Here is a 17,866-nt window from a genome sequence, read left to right as displayed (position 1 = left end):
CTACCTTCCCAGCGTCTTGCGCACGTCGGCGAGCACGTCGGCGATGTCGGCGCGGATCGCCATGCCTCGGTCCTCGATCGCGCGGGGGAGAAACTGCGTCTGATTGTTCACGGCGATGTAGCTCGCCTGCGGCAACTGCGCCGTGAGAGCCCAGAACGGCTCCTGGATAAACGCAGGCGTGATGCGGCCCACGCCCAGCTCGAGGAAAAGAATCTTCTGATGCGCGTGTGCGTCGAGCCAGTCGGAGACCTTGCGGTACTGCTCCTCATAGAGCTTGCCCTGCAGGAAGTTACCGTAGCCGCGAACCCAGGGGAACGCCTCTGCCCCGCAGTGCGGGCAGCGCGGCACGAGCTCTGTCGGAACCTCCAGGCTGTCTCCCATGGCCTCTACCATGTTGGAGACCGGCTCGACCGCATTCCACACCTCGTCGGTGCAACAGCGGGAGCATTGGAAGAAGCGGTGGTCGCCTTGAATCTCTGCCACCTTCTCCCAGGGGTAGAGCTTCACAAACTGCGTGTCCTGGTTGGTGGTGAGCACGAAGAAATCCTTCTCGGCGAGAATGGCGTCAAGGTCCTTGTAGGGCTTGCGCAGCGGGGCGTTGAGCGTGGTGTCGAGGAAGGTGGCGAGGTATCCCCAGCGCGCCTCGGCGGTGGACCAGCGGTAGAACGACCCCTCGAAAGCGCCCTTGAAACCGTAGCGCTCGGCGAATTTGCCGAAATGCCTGCGATAGGTCGCGTTGTCCTCGTAGTAGAAGTCGCCGCCTCCCGCCGCGGAGAGCCCGGAGGCACCGCCCACCAGCACGCAATCGGCTTCCTCGATCATGCGGGCGAAGTCCTTGATTTGCTGTTCGTAGGGCTCGGGTTCGCGGTCACTCAGCTCATAGGGTGTGCTGCCGCTGCGGTAGGCGGCCTGATGGGAAAACGATTGGTTGGTGAGTTCGATAACGAGCTGCTCGTACGGAGTCACTGGATACCTTCTTTCAGCTATTATAAACAGGTGTTGATAAAAAGTATCCATGTTGATTTGCGCGAGAGCAATGAACAGCTTCGATGCGCTGTCGATAAACGAACGATTGCTGGGCATTGTCGAGCGTTGCAATTGGAGGGGTAATGGAAACGGGGAAGATAGACCGTCGCCGACGCTATACGCTCTCGGTCATACGGGAAGCGTTCTTTGCGCTGCTGGCCGAGGTTGGCTTCGCGAAGATGACGGTAGCGGATATCTGCCGCCGCGCCGATATCAACCGCGGCACGTTCTATCTGCACTACGAGGACAAGTTTGCGCTGCTCGACGAACTTATCGACGAGGCCCTGGCGGCGGCACCGCCGCTCGAGGGAACGGAGGCGGGCGCCCTCTGCCAGCGCCCGCCGGCAAACGATGACTATTATCTGCTCTACTCGGATGACGACGCGTACGCCCGGGTGGCGCAGCGCGTCGTCGAGCGCGGCGCCGAGCAGATGGTTCCCTCGATCATGGAGGAGACTGGGCTTTCGCGCGAGGACGCCTATCTGCTCTTCGTCCACAACGTTCAGGGAAATCTCGCGGTCAACCGCCTGCTCGGTTGGAGGCGAGGGCCCGAGTTTGCCCATGCCCAGGAACTGCTCAGCGCCTATTCCGAAGGGGGCATACGAGCGGTATCGGCTTGTCACGATCCCCGTAGCTCATCTTGACCGCGTGCCATTTTAGGCAGGCGGCGCAGCTATGAACAAGAAGAACGCATGGCAATCGGCGTTGGTGGAAATGCTTGTTGTCCTTACCAAGAGGAATGCTGATTGTCATTCAACGATGCTCCAGCGGACAACTCCGGTGTGCTAAAACGCCTTCTCGCTCAAGAACTCCCTGAACGCGGGGATGTCGAAGCCGACGAGGCCACGTCCACGTTCCCCGATAACGCCGTCCTCGAGGAGGCGGCGTTTGTATTGGCTTGCGTAGTTGCTGGCGACGCCCATGCGTTTGGTTATCTCCGAGACCCTGCTGGGGCCGGAATCGGGCAGCATCGCGAGCAGAAACTCAATGTCTTTATCGGAAAGCTCCCGATAGGTCGTTTCGAGAATTCGATCGCGCAGTTCCATACGGGCAAGCAAAGAACCCTGCTGGACATCGGATGTACTGATTTTGGGCGAGTTTTCCGAAACATCCCAAGTGCGATATCCGACGAGCTGCATCATATAGGGGAATCCGTCGACGGCCTTCACGGCATCCTCGAGTGCTTCTGGCGTGATTGATCGTCCTCCTGCTTCAATGGTTTTACGAAATGCATTTGCAATCTCAACATCAGTGATTCGTCCCAGCTGATGGTACTGGGAGCGCCTGAGGAACGAGACGGAATCGTTACGCAGCAGCGCCGATACTTTGTAGGGTAGCCCCGCCATGAGAAGGGCTACCTTTTTGCCCTCTCGTACAAAATGTTGGTAGACAGAGGCAAATTGGAGCATTTCATCAAGATCGACCGTGACTTCATCGATAGTGATGAGAAGCCCGATGTCATGCTTCTCGAGCTGCCTGAAAATGCTGTTCATACGTGTGCGCCAGTTGCCCTGGGCCTCTTGAGCATATGTCCAATCGATGCCCACTGGACCAATTTGAACGCCGTTTATGCGCGCGTGAGGCTGTGAGAGGTAACTATCTGCGGCTTCTTTGGTTCGCTCGATAATATCTTCGAGCATGCCTGGCATGGCGGAGACATTTGCTGCGATCCAGTCGTGTTCAAGCGCCGTTTCTGAAAGGAGCGAGAGAAGTGCCGTCTTGCCCGTTCCCCTTGCGCCAGTAAAAATGGTCGACAGGTTGGGATCTCCCGGGCCATTGATAAAGCCACGGTTGATGTCACGCAGGATATGCTCGCGACCCGCTAGAAAGGGAGGGATGCTTCCAAATGTTGGGGTAAAGGGGTTCTTGCTGTACTCCATGGTAGCTCCTTTGCAAGTTTTGCTAATTTTTGCAACTTTTGCTAACTTTTGCAAGTTTTGCTAACGGCTTAACACGCCTTGTGTCGTGGGATTGCAGGAGTGAAAAACGGGGAGTTCTGTTATTCCGACTACGTTGCAACGAGTGGGGCCCGGAGCGCGATGTTACTGCGCTCCGGGCCCCACCGTTTTAAGAGCTTATGGCGGTTCTGCCGTCGTCCTAGTCAAACAAACTCGGCATGTCGTTTTCCTTCATGAGGGCGCCGGCGGAGGGCAGGCTTTGCGCGGTGAACTTCTCGGCCGAGACGCCGGCGCCAAGGATTTCCTCGGTCGTGCCGACGGTGGTGACCGAGCGGCCCTTCTTGGCCGTAAAGGCCTGGACGCCCTGCGTGTTGGTGGTCGTCTTGGTCTTGAGTAGCGACGTGTTAAAGTTCATCAGGCGGTAGTCGCTCGAGACCAGTGCGAGGTCGCGATCCTCCTTGAGCACCTGCGCATACAGCAGCTTGCTGCCGCCGTAGATGGCGTTCTTAAGGCGCTTGCGGTTGGTCTTCGTGACGTATCCGGCAAGCGCGACGCGCACCACGCGGCCGTTCTCAAAGACAAACAGTGCGTCGGCCTTGTAATCCTCGGGGTCGATAACCCAGATCACGCTCTCGTCGGGTTCCATCTCGAGGTCGGTCGGCAGGTACGAGCCCAGCTGGGCCGACTTGGTGTCCTCAAATGCCGCGACCTTGCACTTGTATACCTGGCTCTTGTTGGTAAAGACCAGCAGCTCGTGCGTGTTGGCGGACGGGAACTCGATAAAGGGCTTATCGCCGTCCTTGTACTTGAGCGTGGCGGCCTTCTTGAGCACGCGGTCGGTCATCTTTTTGAGGTAGCCATCGCGCGAGAGCATAATGGTCACCGGGTACTCCTCGACCTCGGGCTCCAGGCTTACCTCGACGACCTCGTGGGGCTCAATCCTGCCCGTGCGACGCGGCATCACGTACTTCTTGTTGACCGCGGCCAGTTCGTCGCTGATGACCTTCTTGATGTTGTCCTCGCTCGAGAGGATCTCCTCGAGCTCGGCGATCTCTCCCTCGAGCTTGGCGATATCCTTGGTGCGGTTGAGGATGTACTCCTCGTTGATGTTGCGGAGCTTAAGCTCGGCGACAAACTCGGCCTGGGTCTCGTCGATATCGAAGCCGCGCATAAGGTTGGGCACGACCTCGGCCTCGAGCTTGGTGCCGCGGATGATGGCGATTGCCTTGTCGATATCGAGCAGAATCGCCTCAAGGCCGTGCAGCAGGTGCAGGCGCTCAGACTTTTTGCCCAGGTCAAAGTTAATGCGGCGACGCGTGGACTCAATACGCCACTTGACCCACTCGTGCAGAATCTGGCGCACGCCCATAACACGGGGATAGCCGTCGACGAGCACGTTGAAGTTGCATGAGAACGAATCCTGCAGCGTGGTCGAGCGATAGAGCTTGGCCATGAGCTTGTCGGGGTCGACGCCGCGCTTAAGATCGATGGCGATACGCAGACCCGAGAGGTCGGTCTCGTCACGGATGTCGGCGATCTCTTTGACCTTGCCCTCTTTGGAGAGCTTGACGATGCGCTCGATGATGACATCGGTCTTGGTGGTGTAGGGAATCTCGTAGACTTCGATGATGCGTTCTTCGGGAATCCAGCGCCAGCGGGAGCGGATCTGGAAGCTGCCGAGGCCGGTCTCGACGATCCTTTCCATCTCCTCGCGGCGGTAGATAATCTCGCCGCCGGTCGAGAAGTCGGGCATGGGCATGTACTCGAGCAGATCGCAGTCGGGGTCCTTCAGGTAGTGCATCGTGGCGGTACAGACCTCGTTGAGGTTGAAACCGCAGATGTCGGAAGCCATGGCGACGCCGATGCCCTTATTGGCCGAGACGAGGATGTTGGGGAACGTGGTGGGCAGCAGGCGCGGCTCCTTCATGGCACCGTCGTAGCTGTCGACGAAGTCGACCGGGTCCTTGTCGATGTCCTTGAAGATCTCGGCGCTGATGGGGGAGAGCTTGGCCTCGGTATAACGCGAGGCGGCGTAGCTCAGGTCGCCCGAATAGTACTTGCCAAAGTTGCCCTTCGACTCCACGAAGGGGGCGAGCAGCGCTTCGTTGCCCGTGGCCAGGCGCACCATCGTCTCGTAGATGGCGGCATCGCCGTGCGGGTTGAGCTTCATGGTCTGGCCGACGATGTTGGCGCTCTTCTGGCGCTCGCCCTTAAGCAGGCCCATCTTGTACATGGTGTAGAGCAGCTTGCGGTGCGAGGGCTTAAAGCCGTCGATCTCGGGGAATGCACGCGAGACGTTGACGCTCATAGCGTAAGGCATGTAGTTGACCTCGAGCGTCTGCGTGATCGGCTGGTCGGTGACCTCGGAGTGCAGGCCGATGACGTTCTCGGCGTTGACCTGCTTTTTCTTTGGCTGGTTCTTCGTCTTCTTCTTTGCCACGATTTCCTCTTGAACTTCTTATAGGCCGTCGTTATCGATTTGCTGCTATTGCAGGTCCAGCTGGTCCAGGTATTCCTTGCCGTGCTCGGAGATATGGCGCTTGCGGCCCGCCTCGTCGTTGCCCAGCAACAGGTTGAACATGGTTTCCATCTTGGTGACGTCCTCGGGCTCCACCTTGATCAGGCGGCGCGTCTCGGGGTTCATGGTGGTGAGCCACATCATGTCCGGGTCGTTCTCACCAAGACCCTTGGAGCGGTTGATGGAGCACTTCTGGTCGCCGATCTCCTTGAGGATGCCGTTTTTCTCGAGCTCGGTGTAGGCAAAGTAGGTCTTCTCTTTGCAGTTGATCTCGTAGAGCGGCGACTCGGCGATATAGACGTAGCCCTCGTCGATAAGCGTGGGCACCAGGCGGTAGAGCATGGTGAGCACGAGCGTGCGGATGTGATAACCGTCGACGTCGGCGTCCGTACAGATGATGACCTTGTTCCAGTTGAGATTATCCAGGTCAAAGGCGCCAAGGTTCTTGATGCGCTTGTCCTTGATCTCCACACCGCAGCCCAGCACGCGCATGAGGTCCATGATGATGTCGGACTTAAAGATGCGCGGGTAGTCCTCCTTTAGGCAGTTGAGGATCTTGCCTCGGACGGGCATGACGCCCTGGAACTCGGCATCGCGCGAGGTGCGGATGGCGCCTGCTGCCGAGTCGCCCTCTACGATGTAGATCTCGCGACGGTCCTTGTCCTTGGAGCGGCAGTCGATGAACTTCTGCACGCGGTTGGCCATATCGGTCTTTTGCTGCAGGTTGGTTTTGATGCTCTGGCGCGTCTTCTCGGCGTTCTCGCGCGAACGCTTGTTGATGAGCACCTGCTCCATGATCTTGTTGGCAGCGTCTTTGTTCTCGATCAAGTAGGTCGAGAGGCGCTCCTTAAAGAAGGCAGTCATGGCCTGCTGGATAAAGCGGTTGTTGATGGCCTTCTTAGTCTGGTTTTCGTAGGACGTCTGGGTGGAGAAGCAGTTGGTCACCAGTACCAGGCAGTCCTGGACGTCTTGCCACTTAATGCCGCTCTCGTTTTTGTTGTACTTGCCCTGTTGCTTAATGTAGGCATCGATGGCGCTGGTCAGAGCGCTGCGAGCGGCCTTCTCGGGCGAACCGCCGTTCTCGAGCCACGATGAGTTGTGGTAATACTCCTGCATCATGAAGGTGCGCGAGAAGCACATGCATGCGGTGATCTTTACGTTGTAGTCGGGCAGGTCCTCGCGGTCGCGACCGCGACGGTCGGCCTCGATAAAGAAGGGCTCGGTGAGGTAGTCAGTACCGACCTTCTCGAGCACATAGTCCTCGATGCCCTTGGGGTAGCAAAAGTCCTCTTCGGAAAACTCGCCGTCGTCGCCCTCGATGCGCAGGCGGAAGGTCACGTTGGCGTTGACCACGGCCTGGCGGCGCATGGTCTCGCGATACCAATCGTGGGGGATGCTGATGGAGGTAAAGACCTCAAGATCGGGGCGCCACTTGATGGTGGTGCCGGTACGGTCCTCATCGCTGGGCTCAATCTCGAGTGCCTTCTTTTTGGCGCCGACGACTTTGCCCTTCTTAAAGTGCAGGGAGTACTTGTTGCCGTCGCGCCAGACGGTGACGTCCATGTACTCGGAGGCGTACTGGGTTGCGCACGAGCCCAGGCCGTTGGTGCCGAGCGAGAAGTCGTAGTCGCCGCCCTGGTTGTTATTGTATTTGCCGCCGGCGTAGAGCTCGCAAAAGACGAGTTCCCAGTTAAAGCGCTTTTCGGAAGGGTTCCAGTCGAGCGGGCAGCCGCGGCCGTTGTCCTCTACCTGAATGGAGCCATCGCGAAAGGCGGTAAGGGTGATGAGCTTGCCGTAGCCCTGGCGCGCCTCGTCAACGGCGTTGGACAGGATCTCGAAGGCGGCATGCGCGCAACCGTCGAGTCCGTCCGAGCCAAAGATGACGGCGGGGCGCAGGCGTACGCGCTCCTCGTCCTTGAGCTGGCGGATACTGTCGTTACCATAGTTTGCGGTGTTTTTTGCCATACTCGCTCTCTCGGTGCTCCTTTGCTGCGTTTAAGTCATATAGATAGTCAAGGTAGCATAGCCCAGCCCATAGGCGATTCCAACCAACACGAAATCCATCGAACAATCGTTCGAATTAACGGGTATAGTGTTTAGTGGTAGCGCGGCATTGTTAAACAAATTTGGATACAAACGAATTTTATTTAATAGGGGCCTAGTTTTACTAAACAAAATCGAACGATTATGGGTGACACGATTCAAAAAATCGATGAGTTCGCGGATGCCCAATCTTACTCGGACAAAACCGAGTCGGTTCTGCCCGAGTAAGATGGAATGACGAATCGAAACTGCTATATCCGTATACCGATGACAGATATAGTTGACATCAATTAGTCGATGCAATATATTTCTGGCATGATGCAACGCATATTTGTCCAATATGACGAAAGGAACTTTATGCCGGGTAAGAAAAACCTCCGCATGAAGGCGGCACGCGCGGCGGCTGGCCTTTCGCAAGCCGACTTAGCCCAAGCCGTGGGCGTTACGCGCCAGACCATCGGCCTGATCGAGGCGGGCGGCTATAACCCTACGCTCAATTTATGTGTAGCGATCTGCAAAGCGCTGCACGTGACGTTGAACGATCTGTTTTGGGAAGACGAGATCGACGCCGACCCTAACGCTCTTTAGGAGTTCACTATGAAATTTGAAGATCTGAAAATCGTGCAAAAGTGGCGTGAATATGCCGGTCCAAAAGACGAGCGCCTGGAAGCCGAGAACGCGAAGATCTACAAGATTGGCTTTTATCTGCTTTCTTGGGGCATGTTGATGATTCTTTTCTACGAAATTTTGGCTCGTCAGGTTGCGTGGGTTCACAACAACGCCAGCGAAATACCGCATCTCTTTGCCACGCCGTTTGAGGCTGCGATGTATGCGTGGCTCGTTATCGTGATGCTGATTTGTGCGGTGCTGCAAACGCGAAAGGGCTATATCGATACCAACCGTTTTGGGCAAACCGAGCATCTTCCTGTTGGATATTTCCTGCTCCTCTGCGGTATCAGCGGGATCACGAGCGCGCTTGTTATCGCGGCGATGCGCTGCGTCGCGGAGGTGCAGATCGTGCCGCTCGAAGATGTCTTTTGGGCAGCGAACTTGGCGACGGGCGTGCTCTGTGGTGTGACGATTTCCATAGCCACATTCGCCGCTCTGTGCGCATCGTTCTTCACGGCGAAAAAGCGTCGTGCCAAGATTGAGGCAGAACTCGATTCCGCTGGCGACATCTAATACGTAATGGGCTGGCTCTGGGTATCCAGAACCAGCCCATTTTGATGTTCGATGAGCCGAGTCGGCGTCTCTCACAAAAGTAACTAGGAGCTAGCGAGGCCTATCCGAATCGACCTCATTGGCGGTGTCTTTTTCGAGCGCCGTGCGGCGGGCGCTGTAGGCGACAAGGCCGGCACCAACTGCGGCGAGCGCTGCTGCGGCTGCGGTTAGGGGGACGTTGCTGTCGCCCGTGCCCGCAAGCGCGCCCGCTTTTCCGGAGCGCTTGTTATTGCCGTGGTCCTTGCCACTGCCGGAGCTGCTTCCGCCGGAGCCGCCGCCCTCGTCAGTACCGCCGCCACTCGAGCCACCATCGCCGTCTACTGTCATCGGGGCGTCGTGAAGTCCTGTCGTATCCGCGCTGTCGCATACGCCGACCTGCACTTCCGAGCGTTCGCATGCCGCGTCGGGCACATGAAGCTCGTGCAGAACGGCACCCAGCGCCGAGTTTGCGCCCGGTCGGATCTCCTCGAGCGTTACGGGATCGAGCGCCACCAGATTATGCGCCTTCGCATACAGCGTGACGCGCTTGCCCACTTCGTCGCTCCAGCTCTCGGGGATGGCGAAGCTCATGCGGAACTGTGCCGTGCAACCCGGTGCCAGCACGGCGTTGCCGTTGTCGGCAACCAGCGGGTGCGTTGCAAAACGTGCGCCCAGCGTCTCGAGCGCGTACTTCACGCGTGCCATATCATTGGTCGAAGCATCCTCGGCAAGCTCTGGATCGTAGGTCGAAGCCATGCGTACGTTCGCTCCGAATCCGATGGATGCGCTGGAGAACGGTTGGCTGGAGCCCTCTCGGTACAGATCGATCGTGCCGGCAGTCAGCAAAGTGTTGCCGTCGTTTCGCACCGTGACCATGAAGGATTCGCCTGCTGCTCCGGGCACCACCGCGCCCGAGGTAGCGACCGCGCCCGTCGGAGTGGCACACGCCACCAGAGGCACTTCGATACCGTGCAGCTCTGCCTCGCTCTTCTCCGCGCTCACAATGTGCGTGGCGAGCGCGGAGAGCATGCCTCCCGACGTCAAAAATGTCGTTATCTGATCGACGGGATGGTCCAGCTCGCACATCACGAACGGCTCCGTGAACAGATCGCCTGCCAAGGTGCTGGCGAAGATGCGGAAGTGCTTGCCCATCACTGCTACCGGGTTGCCTTCTTCGTCGTAGGTTTGCCCCACCTTGCCATCGGTGTTCTCTACATAGAGCGCGCACCTGCCGTTGTTGCTTACGCTAAACGATGCCGGGCCACAGCCTGCGGCACCCACGGGCTGCGTTGCAAATGCCGATGCGCCTCGCGTCCAAGTAATATGCTGCAGCTGCTCGTTGACGGTGGCCAAAAAGCCCGAATGTTGTGGCCACGGCACCGCATGGGGCACCGTGGCGTCTGGTGGCATAACGCCCCAACCCGCAATGGACTGGCCGATCACGGCGTACGATGCGCAGCCGCAACCGCCTGCAGTCTCGTACGCAACGGGCACCACCATTTTGCCGTTGATATTCTCGGGCTCGCTCAGCTCGATACTCGACGGTGCCTGCGGAAAGCGAAGAACTTGGCGGAACGTCAGGCTGTCGCCCGAAACGTCCGACCACAGGGTGAAGCACTCCAGCGCAACCTCAGCCTCGCTGCCGAGCGCCTTCTCTGCGGTGGCTCCGCGGCGGTGGAGGTAGGCACCCGACAGGCGTCCGTTGACCAGCGCCTTGCCTACCGTGATACGCGGGCACTGCAGGCAATGGTAGCCATCCTCTTGCAGGCGGCCGCGCGAGATGCTGCGCCATGACGTATGCGACACCACGCGGATCTCGTCATTACTTATGCGCAGACGCACGACGGACAGTATGCCGGCTGTGCTTGCCGTATCGAAAAGGGTGTTGTCGCCGGCGGGGCGCTCGCCCGAGACCAGCAGCACGTAGGCGTCCTGGTTTCCTCTTCCGTCCGTATATTCCACCACGTCGAAGTCGTAATCGAATATGCCGTCGCGCTCCACGTCGCCCTCGCCAAACCCAAGGGGAAAGTCCACGGGCGTGGGAGCGGACCACGTGCCGTTTGCCTTTGTGTGCACCACCAGGCGCGAGCGGCCATTGTCGCCGTAGCGCACCGAGGCGATACGGAACAGGCATTCTACGCCGGCAATCATCGTTAGCTTCATGTGGGCTTCGCTGAGCACGCCGGAAAACAGCACGTTGTCGCTCGAGGGTTTTATGCCGCCACGCTCGTCCTCCGACACGCCGGCAGAATTGGCGTTCGGGTCCGCAACGGCGTTCGTTGACTGACCGATGTAGGTGTACTCATACATCGGCGCGGCATTTTCGTCGTTCTCCATCAGCGCGTGGACGAAATGTTCGACCTGTCCCGTGTCGTCGCTCTCCGCGTTCGTCTCGAGCTCAATGCGCGTGACCGTTTGATCCCAATCGCGCACGACAGGCGCGGCGTTTACGGCAGTGGCCTTAACCTCGGCGCGTGCGAGCAGCTCGGCGTTGGTGACGATGGTGGCCGATGCGATAAACTGCGGCACACCACCTGCCTCGGCGTTGCCGGCCGAGCCGAAGCAGGCATCCAGCGTATAAGGCGTATCTCCACCCAATGCCAGCTCAGAGCGTTGGAGCACATACTGGTCGCCATTGTTCACCGACATATTCCACGAATCGATGAGTGTGGGCCACGACCCCGACCAAGCCTTGGTGGTCCACTTGAACATTACGAACTGGAGTATCACATCGACATCGACGTCTGCACCTACGCGCAGCCGCGGAAGCTGGTGTCCATCTGCCTTCTCGTACCCAATGAACAGCGTGAGGGATGCGGCGCCGCGCACGGCAGACGAAGCGACGCCTGCAACGCCGGCGCCAAAGGTGACGGCAAGCCCGATCTGGATGGTGAACGAGCCCGACGTGTTTGAATAGTCGAGCGAAATGTTTTTAAAAAACGCCGCGCCGCTGCCGTGCGTGTGGGCACCCACAGCGAGCGCCAGCTTCGCCAGCACCCAAGGGTTGACGTTTAGGAAAAATGGCACCGGTCCTAGGGTAAACTGCTCGGTCCAATTGAGGTCGGTTCTTACCTGGAAGAGGGCCTTAATATTGCCGTATGCGGGGTCGTTGTTGTTACCCCAGGTTTTGCCCACCCAATCGTAGGCAAGCGAGCCGTACAGCTGTGTGGCGATATCCATCGTGAACAGCGGCGTGCAATGGTGGCGAAGGAGCTTGGTGTTTCTTGGATCGGTGCCCGAACCGGCACTCATACTCTTGTACTGATTCCACTTCCCCTCCATCTCGTCGAGGTAGCGGTTTGCCTGCTTGGCGCCCGACTCGCGCGGCGATTTCTTCCAGTATTCCGGATCAGGGTTGCCCGAATCGTTCATATAGCTGGCTGGTTTGTATCCTCCACCAAACAGCACGTATCCAGCAAACGAGAAATCGAAGAGGATCGGAAATGTGGGCATCCAGCACGTGAACTTATTACCACCGATGCCGGGAAACGATGCGGGGAAATCAAACGGAGTGATCTCTTGGTCCATAGTGGTGGGGACGATAGTGGTCGATCCGGATTCCGCCTTTGCCGCCGGCGCGGTAACAACGGCCATGGGGGAGGAGAGCGTGTAGGTTTTGCCCTGGTAGTCGAGGACAAAGCGCAGCTTGCATCCTTCTTCCAGAAGGCTCGACGCTGCATCGAGGAACTTGTCTTCGAGTGTGAACGTCGCCAGATTATCCGCGCCCGATGCGCTGGCCTTGATCTGACCAATCTGCGTGACGGTTTCGGTTGAGCTGCCCGCAGCGGGCATCACTTTATTGATATGCAATGTTGCCTGCCCGCCCTGCGGCAGATGAGCCTGCACGGTAAATGCGTGCGTATCGGGCTGCTCGTTTGCCGTGTCGTCCTTCGGCAATCCCATGAACGTGGCATCAGCGTACTGGATGTCCCATTCGTCGAATGTGAGCTGGCGGAAGTACGGCTCGCCGTCGGAAAGCGGACGCGTGGGCGCGGTTATGGCGGTGCCGCCCTGGATACGCGCAAGGGGAATCTCGACATCGCGGTAGCCCGCCATGCTAATGGAGATGCCGCCGTTAAAGTCGTACGCGTCAAGGAGCTTTGCCTCGTCTACGTAGCCTTCCGAAAGCGAGGCAATCTCAAAGATGGCGGTGCCTTCGTCATCGGTCGTGGCGGCGAGCTGCTTGCCTGCGGCGTAGCGCGACGTGAGCGTGACCTGCGCTCCCTTGATGGGCATATTCTTGTTGGCGACGTCGACCACGACCACACCAAACATGGTGCGCGAGAGAACGAGCACCCTGAAGGGGTCTTTTTCGTCGGCATAGGCTTCGGTGGGCGCGAACGGCAGCAGGAAGGCATTTTCGCTTCCCGGCACGCGAGGCAACATGATGCTCGCTAGCGAGGACGCTCCGGCAACAAGTAACGAACGGCGATCAAGCATCTTGGACTCCCATCCCGCAAATATCGGTGGAAATAATCCAATTTTGCGAGAAGGCGCTTCGTGGCGGTAGTGCCGTTCGATGGCCAAAATGTCCAAATTGATCGAGCGAAGCGCCGGGTTCCGGAACGCGTTCGATGCGCTTGGCAGCCCGGTCGCTAACGCAACATATGCGCGACCAGCTCGGCGCGTGTGCCGATGCCAAGCTTTGCGTATACGCCGGATAGGCGGTTTTTGACGGTGCCCGGCGATACTCCCATATGGCGTGCGATTTCGGCGTTGGTCCACCCACGACAGGCGAGCATGGCCATGGTGAATTCCGTGGTCGTTAAATCGTCGGCCACGTCCTCGCCCGAATCGGGGTTGTGGATGCGCCGCCAGCCGTAGCTGAAGCGGTACGTGATCTCGATGATGCGCGCGAAATCGTCAGGGTATTGCGTTTTTAGGCACGCCTCGATGAGCCCCTGTAAAAGGCCGTGGTGCTCGCCGATGAGCTCGATAAGGCCGTCGGGGCGCGCAATGTTCCAAGCGGTTCCGAAATGCGTCCTTGCGGCGTCGACGTCTTTGAGACTCATGCAGGCCATGGAGGCTGCCAGGTGCAGGAACAGTTCCGAGATGGGATAGCTTCCCTGTTTCATGATCAGGGCGTTTTCCGCCATGCCCAGACTGCGGCCATATTCGCCGCGCAGGTACAGGGCATGCGCCATCACGTAGCTGGCGAACAGGCGCAGGCCTTCGGGCAGATGCGCCGCAAGCGGATAAAACTCTTCGGCAGAATACGGGGAAGGCAGGTGCAGCAGGACGCTCGCGGCGGAGGCGAACAGGATATGCGTGGCGTGGACGGCGGGCGATTCCTCGTCAGTTGACGTATCGAGAATGCCCGCAAGGCAACGGCGGGCATCGGCGATACGGTTGAGCGATAGACTGGCATATCCGCAGATAAAGCATGCGGAATAGCGCAGCGCGGGGTCGGTGGCGTCAAGATAGGGGCGTGCTGTCTTGGCGGCGAGTGCGGCCTGTCCGCGAAAGTACAGCGCTTCTGCCGTGGCGATGGCGCGTGAATCGGGGTCGGAAATGCCTGCAACCGCAGCGTCAATCTGCCCCGGCACAAAGGCGGTGCACATCAACGGCATGGGAACGCATGGGTAGCCATCGCAGTCCATCTTCCATCTCCCAACAGCTGGCAACACTAGCAGCAATTGTACTCTTGTTGCTCGGGACTGGAATTTGTGGGTATCGCCTACGATTGTGCCGAACGTATAAAGGAAGAGTCTATTGGCGATGCTCCCAAGGTGGCTACCGAAGTCTAGCTGACCTTGGGATATAGAAAAACTGCCGCCCCTGCAAAAAGCTCTGTCGCAGCGATGGGAAACGTATCTCGTTCTGCATATAATGAGGTCATATGACGGTGCGTCTGCATACGCGCGGCGCATTTCCATCGAACCGAGAAGGAGCTCTGCATGGATCCCAACAAGCGTCCCGACGACATGGTACGTATCACCACTCCCGAACTTGCCCAGGCGTTCATCGAAGAGCAGGTCGCTGCAATCCGCGAGCAGATCGGCGACAAAAAGGTCCTGCTGGCTCTTTCCGGTGGTGTCGACAGTTCGGTTGTCGCGGCCCTGCTCATCAAGGCCATCGGCAAGCAGCTCATTTGCGTGCATGTTAACCACGGCCTGATGCGCAAGGGCGAGAGCGAGCAGGTCGTCGACGTCTTCAAGAATCAGATGGATGCCAACCTGGTTTACGTTGACGCCACAGATCGCTTCTTGGACAAGCTCGTGGACGTCGAGGAGCCCGAGGCCAAGCGTAAGATTATCGGCGCCGAGTTCATTCGCGTGTTCGAGGAGGAGGCCCGCAAGGTTGGCGATGAGGTCAGCTTCCTCGCCCAGGGCACCATCTATCCCGACATCCTGGAGTCCCAAGACGGCGTGAAGGCTCACCACAACGTGGGCGGTCTGCCCGAGGATCTGCAGTTTGAGCTCTGCGAGCCCGTCAAACTGCTGTACAAGGACGAGGTCCGCGTCGTGGGTCGCGAGCTCGGCCTGCCCGAGAATATGGTTGAGCGCCAGCCGTTCCCCGGTCCCGGCCTGGGCGTCCGCTGCCTTGGTGCCATCACCCGCGACCGTCTTGAGGCGCTGCGCGAAGCCGACGCCATCGTGCGCGAGGAGATCGACAAGGCCGGTCTGACCATCTGGCAGTATTTTGCCGTCGTGCCCGACTTCCGCGCAACCGGTGTGCGCGAGGGCAAGCGCGCCTACGATTGGCCCTGCATCATCCGCTGCATCAACACCGTCGATGTCATGACTGCCGAGGTTCCCGAGCTCGACTGGGCGCTACTCAAGCGTATTACCGCTCGCGTCACCGCCGAGGTTCCCGGCATCTGCCGCGTGTGCTACGACCTCACGCCGAAGCCCGTCGGCACGGTGGAGTGGGAGTAGGCTTCTACTCTTTTGGACGAATTGCATTGACAGGGAGGGGCCCCGCGCAAACGTGTGCGGGACCCCTTTCGTTTTACTGTTCGGCTAACGCTACAGATCATTTTGGAAGGCTTACGAGCATGGTGGTCCCGTCCTCGGAACTTGCTTCGACCTCTACAGCGCCACCGTGAAGCGCTGCAATCTCCCAAACGAGCGCGAGTCCGAGTCCTGCGCCGCCGTATGCCCTGCTGCGGGATTTATCCAGGCGAAAGAACGGTTGGAAGATGCTCTCGCGGTACTGCTTGGGTATTCCCGGGCCCTGATCCTCGACTCGCAGGAACACGCGGCTGTTGTTGTCGCAGATGGAGACGTTGACAGTCGAGCCGGGGCGGCTGTAACGGATGGCATTTTCGACCAGGTTAAACACCAGCCGATAGAGGAGCGTGTCGCTCCCGATTACTAAAGCGTCTCCAGCACAGTTGAGGGCTATGCCCTTATTTTCGGCAAGTGGCGCAAGGTCGGTGAGGACCTCTTCGGACAAGGGACCAAGTTCAACATCGTCCTCGCAAGGAACGCTGCGGAGCTCACTCATCTCGAGCAACACCTTGGTCATCCGCGACATCCGCTCAGTTTGTTCTTGTAGCAGGCCGAGCAGCTCGGCTGTTTCGGGTTGCAAACCGGAGTGCTCGGAGATGAATAGTTCAATCTGTGCTTGCATAAGGGCGAGCGGGGTGCGAAGCTCGTGTGCGGCGTTGCCGGTAAACTGACGCTGTGCAGAGAACCCTTCGCCAAGAAGAGCGATCATGTCGTTGAAAGAGGCGCTGCATCGTTGTAGCTCGGTGGGCACATCTTCATTGAGTCTGATTTCGCTTAGGTTGTCAGGCTGCACACGCTCAACCTGAGCTGCAAAAGCCCGTAGCGGTTTGAGTGCACGGCCGCTCGCAAAGTATGCCAGCGCGCCGCCAAGGAGTGTGACTCCAGCCGTGATGTACCAGGCTGTCGTGCCAAAAGACTCCTGTGCGTCATTTACGACGATTGTGACCTTGTCATCGAGGGCCGCTTTCGTTGGGTCGAACGCCTGGAGCGAATCTTCGCCGGTTGCGTTAAAGGCCGAGATGTCGCTGCCGATGGCATCCATGTAGCGCATGCCCGTATAGCCGACCAAGCAGTTCGTCAGTACGCATGCCGCACACGTCAGCAGTGCCGTCATAATCGTTATGCGCCATTGCAGCGAAAGCCCTTTCATTCTCCATCCTCCATAACGTAGCCCTCTCCAATCCGATTGCGAATCGGGTCGTATCCCAAAGCGCTGCGCAGCTTTTTGCGCAGTGACGAGATGTGCACGCGGGTCGCGTTGCTAAAACTGTTGACACTGGTATCCCATACGTGGTCGATGAGCTCCTCCTGGCTTACCGGTCGCCCCTGGTTGAGCATCAGGTATTCCAAGATACCGGTCTCCTTGCGCGTGAGGCATAGGGTCTCGCCGCCCACGGAGGCGAGGCGCGCCTTGGTGTCAAAGTTCAGCGATCCGCAGGTCAGGACAACATCGCTTTGCGTAAAGCGCCTGAGCGTGAGGCTGCGGATACGTGCCGCCAGCTCGTCAAGATGGAACGGCTTGGTGAGGTAGTCGTTGGCGCCCGCATCGAGTCCCGCTACCTTGTCGGCGACCTCGCCGCGGGCGGACAGCACGAGCACCTTAGTTTCGCAATCGGTAGTTCTGAGTTGCCTGAGCACGGTCATGCCGTCGACATGGGGGAGATTAAGGTCGAGCACCACAAGATCGAAGGTCTCGATATCGAGCAGATCGAGGGCCTGCTGCCCGTCGTAGCAGCAGTCGACGCTATAGGCCAAGTTGCGCAGGCTGCGTGCGATTGCATCGCACAGCGCCCGCTCGTCCTCGACGACCAAGATGCGCATAGCGTTCTCCTTGCATAGTCATTCGCGCTTAACACGGATTTTATAGTCGGTATGGTCCAATGGGTCGCGAAACGAAAGGAGTGGTCAGATTGTTCAAAGCGATTAAGCCTGTGGCGCAGGTGGCTTTGCTGATCGTTGGGGTAGCCATGGTTGGCTTTGGCATTATGCGCGGCGAGGCAGATGCCGTGCTGGCCAAGGCAATCAGGCTGTGCTTGGAGTGTATCGGAATTGGTTAAAAGAAAAAATACCGTATCGCATCTTTTGGCGAGATTTCGCGGATCCTTGATTCTCATGTTCACTGCAACAGCCTCAGGACTCAGCGCAACGCGTTGCGCTGAGTCCTGAGGCGCGAATCCGGGTAGGCAACCCCAGAGGGGCCGGAATCCCCCGGCCCGCGATGGAGGGAG

The 17,866-nt window shown here is 58.6% G+C and carries 13 protein-coding genes; 5 read left to right on the top strand and 8 right to left on the bottom strand.

Going from position 1 to position 17,866, the window contains the following annotated elements; all coding sequences use genetic code 11:
• A complete protein-coding gene (locus AAAT03_RS08875; RefSeq protein WP_349103146.1) occupies positions 1-966 on the bottom strand; it encodes an NAD-dependent protein deacetylase in 966 nt (321 codons plus the stop codon).
• A 143-nt stretch (positions 967-1,109) separates the two neighbouring features.
• Between AAAT03_RS08875 and AAAT03_RS08870 the strand changes: the two genes are divergently transcribed.
• Positions 1,110-1,670 carry a TetR/AcrR family transcriptional regulator gene (locus AAAT03_RS08870; RefSeq protein WP_349103145.1) on the top strand — a complete coding sequence of 187 codons (561 nt, stop codon included), beginning with the start codon at positions 1,110-1,112 and terminating at the stop codon, positions 1,668-1,670.
• 141 nt (positions 1,671-1,811) lie between these two features.
• On the opposite strand, the gene AAAT03_RS08865 is transcribed toward AAAT03_RS08870, so the two are convergent.
• The 3 genes from AAAT03_RS08865 to AAAT03_RS08855 all read right to left on the bottom strand — a co-directional run bounded on the left by AAAT03_RS08865 (position 1,812) and on the right by AAAT03_RS08855 (position 7,407).
• The gene (locus tag AAAT03_RS08865; RefSeq protein ID WP_349103144.1) at positions 1,812-2,906 is read right to left on the bottom strand and encodes an ATP-binding protein; all 1,095 of its coding nucleotides are present in this window, start codon (positions 2,904-2,906) and stop codon (positions 1,812-1,814) included.
• A gap of 217 nt (positions 2,907-3,123) precedes the next feature.
• The gene (locus AAAT03_RS08860; protein WP_349103143.1) at positions 3,124-5,364 is read right to left on the bottom strand and encodes a DNA gyrase subunit A; all 2,241 of its coding nucleotides are present in this window, start codon (positions 5,362-5,364) and stop codon (positions 3,124-3,126) included.
• A gap of 45 nt (positions 5,365-5,409) precedes the next feature.
• Positions 5,410-7,407 (bottom strand): toprim domain-containing protein, encoded by a 1,998-nt coding sequence (locus tag AAAT03_RS08855; protein ID WP_349103142.1) that lies wholly within the window; start codon positions 7,405-7,407, stop codon positions 5,410-5,412.
• Positions 7,408-7,842: 435 nt separating this feature from the next.
• Here AAAT03_RS08855 and AAAT03_RS08850 point away from each other — a divergent pair, with 435 nt between their 5' ends.
• Together AAAT03_RS08850 and AAAT03_RS08845 are read left to right on the top strand one after the other, a co-directional pair.
• Positions 7,843-8,073, top strand: a complete 231-nt coding sequence (locus tag AAAT03_RS08850; protein WP_349103141.1) for a helix-turn-helix transcriptional regulator — start codon at positions 7,843-7,845, stop codon at positions 8,071-8,073.
• Positions 8,074-8,082: 9 nt separating this feature from the next.
• Positions 8,083-8,667: a hypothetical protein gene (locus AAAT03_RS08845; protein ID WP_349103140.1), complete on the top strand. Its 585-nt coding sequence runs from the start codon at positions 8,083-8,085 to the stop codon at positions 8,665-8,667.
• A gap of 90 nt (positions 8,668-8,757) precedes the next feature.
• Here the strand turns inward: AAAT03_RS08845 and AAAT03_RS08840 are convergent, their stop codons facing one another.
• Both AAAT03_RS08840 and AAAT03_RS08835 read right to left on the bottom strand, forming a co-directional pair.
• Entirely contained in the window at positions 8,758-13,125 is a 4,368-nt protein-coding gene (locus tag AAAT03_RS08840) for a hypothetical protein (protein ID WP_349103138.1), read from the bottom strand.
• Positions 13,126-13,280: 155 nt separating this feature from the next.
• Positions 13,281-14,285 carry a LuxR C-terminal-related transcriptional regulator gene (locus tag AAAT03_RS08835; protein WP_349103137.1) on the bottom strand — a complete coding sequence of 335 codons (1,005 nt, stop codon included), beginning with the start codon at positions 14,283-14,285 and terminating at the stop codon, positions 13,281-13,283.
• Between the two features lie 297 nt (positions 14,286-14,582).
• Here AAAT03_RS08835 and guaA point away from each other — a divergent pair, with 297 nt between their 5' ends.
• Positions 14,583-15,563, top strand: coding sequence for a glutamine-hydrolyzing GMP synthase (gene guaA / locus AAAT03_RS08830; protein ID WP_117640855.1), 981 nt, complete (start codon positions 14,583-14,585; stop codon positions 15,561-15,563).
• Between the two features lie 97 nt (positions 15,564-15,660).
• Here guaA and AAAT03_RS08825 read toward each other — a convergent pair whose 3' ends face one another.
• Together AAAT03_RS08825 and AAAT03_RS08820 are read right to left on the bottom strand one after the other, a co-directional pair.
• Positions 15,661-16,788 carry an ATP-binding protein gene (locus AAAT03_RS08825; protein WP_349103135.1) on the bottom strand — a complete coding sequence of 376 codons (1,128 nt, stop codon included), beginning with the start codon at positions 16,786-16,788 and terminating at the stop codon, positions 15,661-15,663.
• Positions 16,785-17,459: a response regulator transcription factor gene (locus AAAT03_RS08820; RefSeq protein WP_349103133.1), complete on the bottom strand. Its 675-nt coding sequence runs from the start codon at positions 17,457-17,459 to the stop codon at positions 16,785-16,787. Before AAAT03_RS08820 ends, AAAT03_RS08825 begins: the two co-directional genes overlap by 4 nt.
• Before the next feature lie 59 nt (positions 17,460-17,518).
• Here AAAT03_RS08820 and AAAT03_RS08815 point away from each other — a divergent pair, with 59 nt between their 5' ends.
• Positions 17,519-17,695 (top strand): CD1871A family CXXC motif-containing protein, encoded by a 177-nt coding sequence (locus tag AAAT03_RS08815; protein WP_055252401.1) that lies wholly within the window; start codon positions 17,519-17,521, stop codon positions 17,693-17,695.
• The last annotated feature ends 171 nt before the right edge of the window (positions 17,696-17,866 follow it).

Origin of the sequence: Collinsella sp. CLA-AA-H167 (genome assembly GCF_040095305.1) — a bacterium.
Taxonomy (GTDB): domain Bacteria; phylum Actinomycetota; class Coriobacteriia; order Coriobacteriales; family Coriobacteriaceae; genus Collinsella.
Note: the sequence above shows the minus strand (reverse complement) of the source record. Positions and strands in the feature narration are given on the sequence as shown.

Coding starts and splice junctions, on each gene's coding strand:
- AAAT03_RS08840 (WP_349103138.1), bottom strand. CDS start 13,125: ATGCTTGATCGCCGTTCGTTACTTGTTGCCGGAGCGTCCTCGCTAGCG.
- AAAT03_RS08835 (WP_349103137.1), bottom strand. CDS start 14,285: ATGGACTGCGATGGCTACCCATGCGTTCCCATGCCGTTGATGTGCACC.
- AAAT03_RS08820 (WP_349103133.1), bottom strand. CDS start 17,459: ATGCGCATCTTGGTCGTCGAGGACGAGCGGGCGCTGTGCGATGCAATC.
- AAAT03_RS08825 (WP_349103135.1), bottom strand. CDS start 16,788: ATGAAAGGGCTTTCGCTGCAATGGCGCATAACGATTATGACGGCACTG.
- AAAT03_RS08815 (WP_055252401.1), top strand. CDS start 17,519: ATGGGTCGCGAAACGAAAGGAGTGGTCAGATTGTTCAAAGCGATTAAG.
- guaA (WP_117640855.1), top strand. CDS start 14,583: ATGGATCCCAACAAGCGTCCCGACGACATGGTACGTATCACCACTCCC.
- AAAT03_RS08850 (WP_349103141.1), top strand. CDS start 7,843: ATGCCGGGTAAGAAAAACCTCCGCATGAAGGCGGCACGCGCGGCGGCT.
- AAAT03_RS08855 (WP_349103142.1), bottom strand. CDS start 7,407: ATGGCAAAAAACACCGCAAACTATGGTAACGACAGTATCCGCCAGCTC.
- AAAT03_RS08870 (WP_349103145.1), top strand. CDS start 1,110: ATGGAAACGGGGAAGATAGACCGTCGCCGACGCTATACGCTCTCGGTC.
- AAAT03_RS08865 (WP_349103144.1), bottom strand. CDS start 2,906: ATGGAGTACAGCAAGAACCCCTTTACCCCAACATTTGGAAGCATCCCT.
- AAAT03_RS08845 (WP_349103140.1), top strand. CDS start 8,083: ATGAAATTTGAAGATCTGAAAATCGTGCAAAAGTGGCGTGAATATGCC.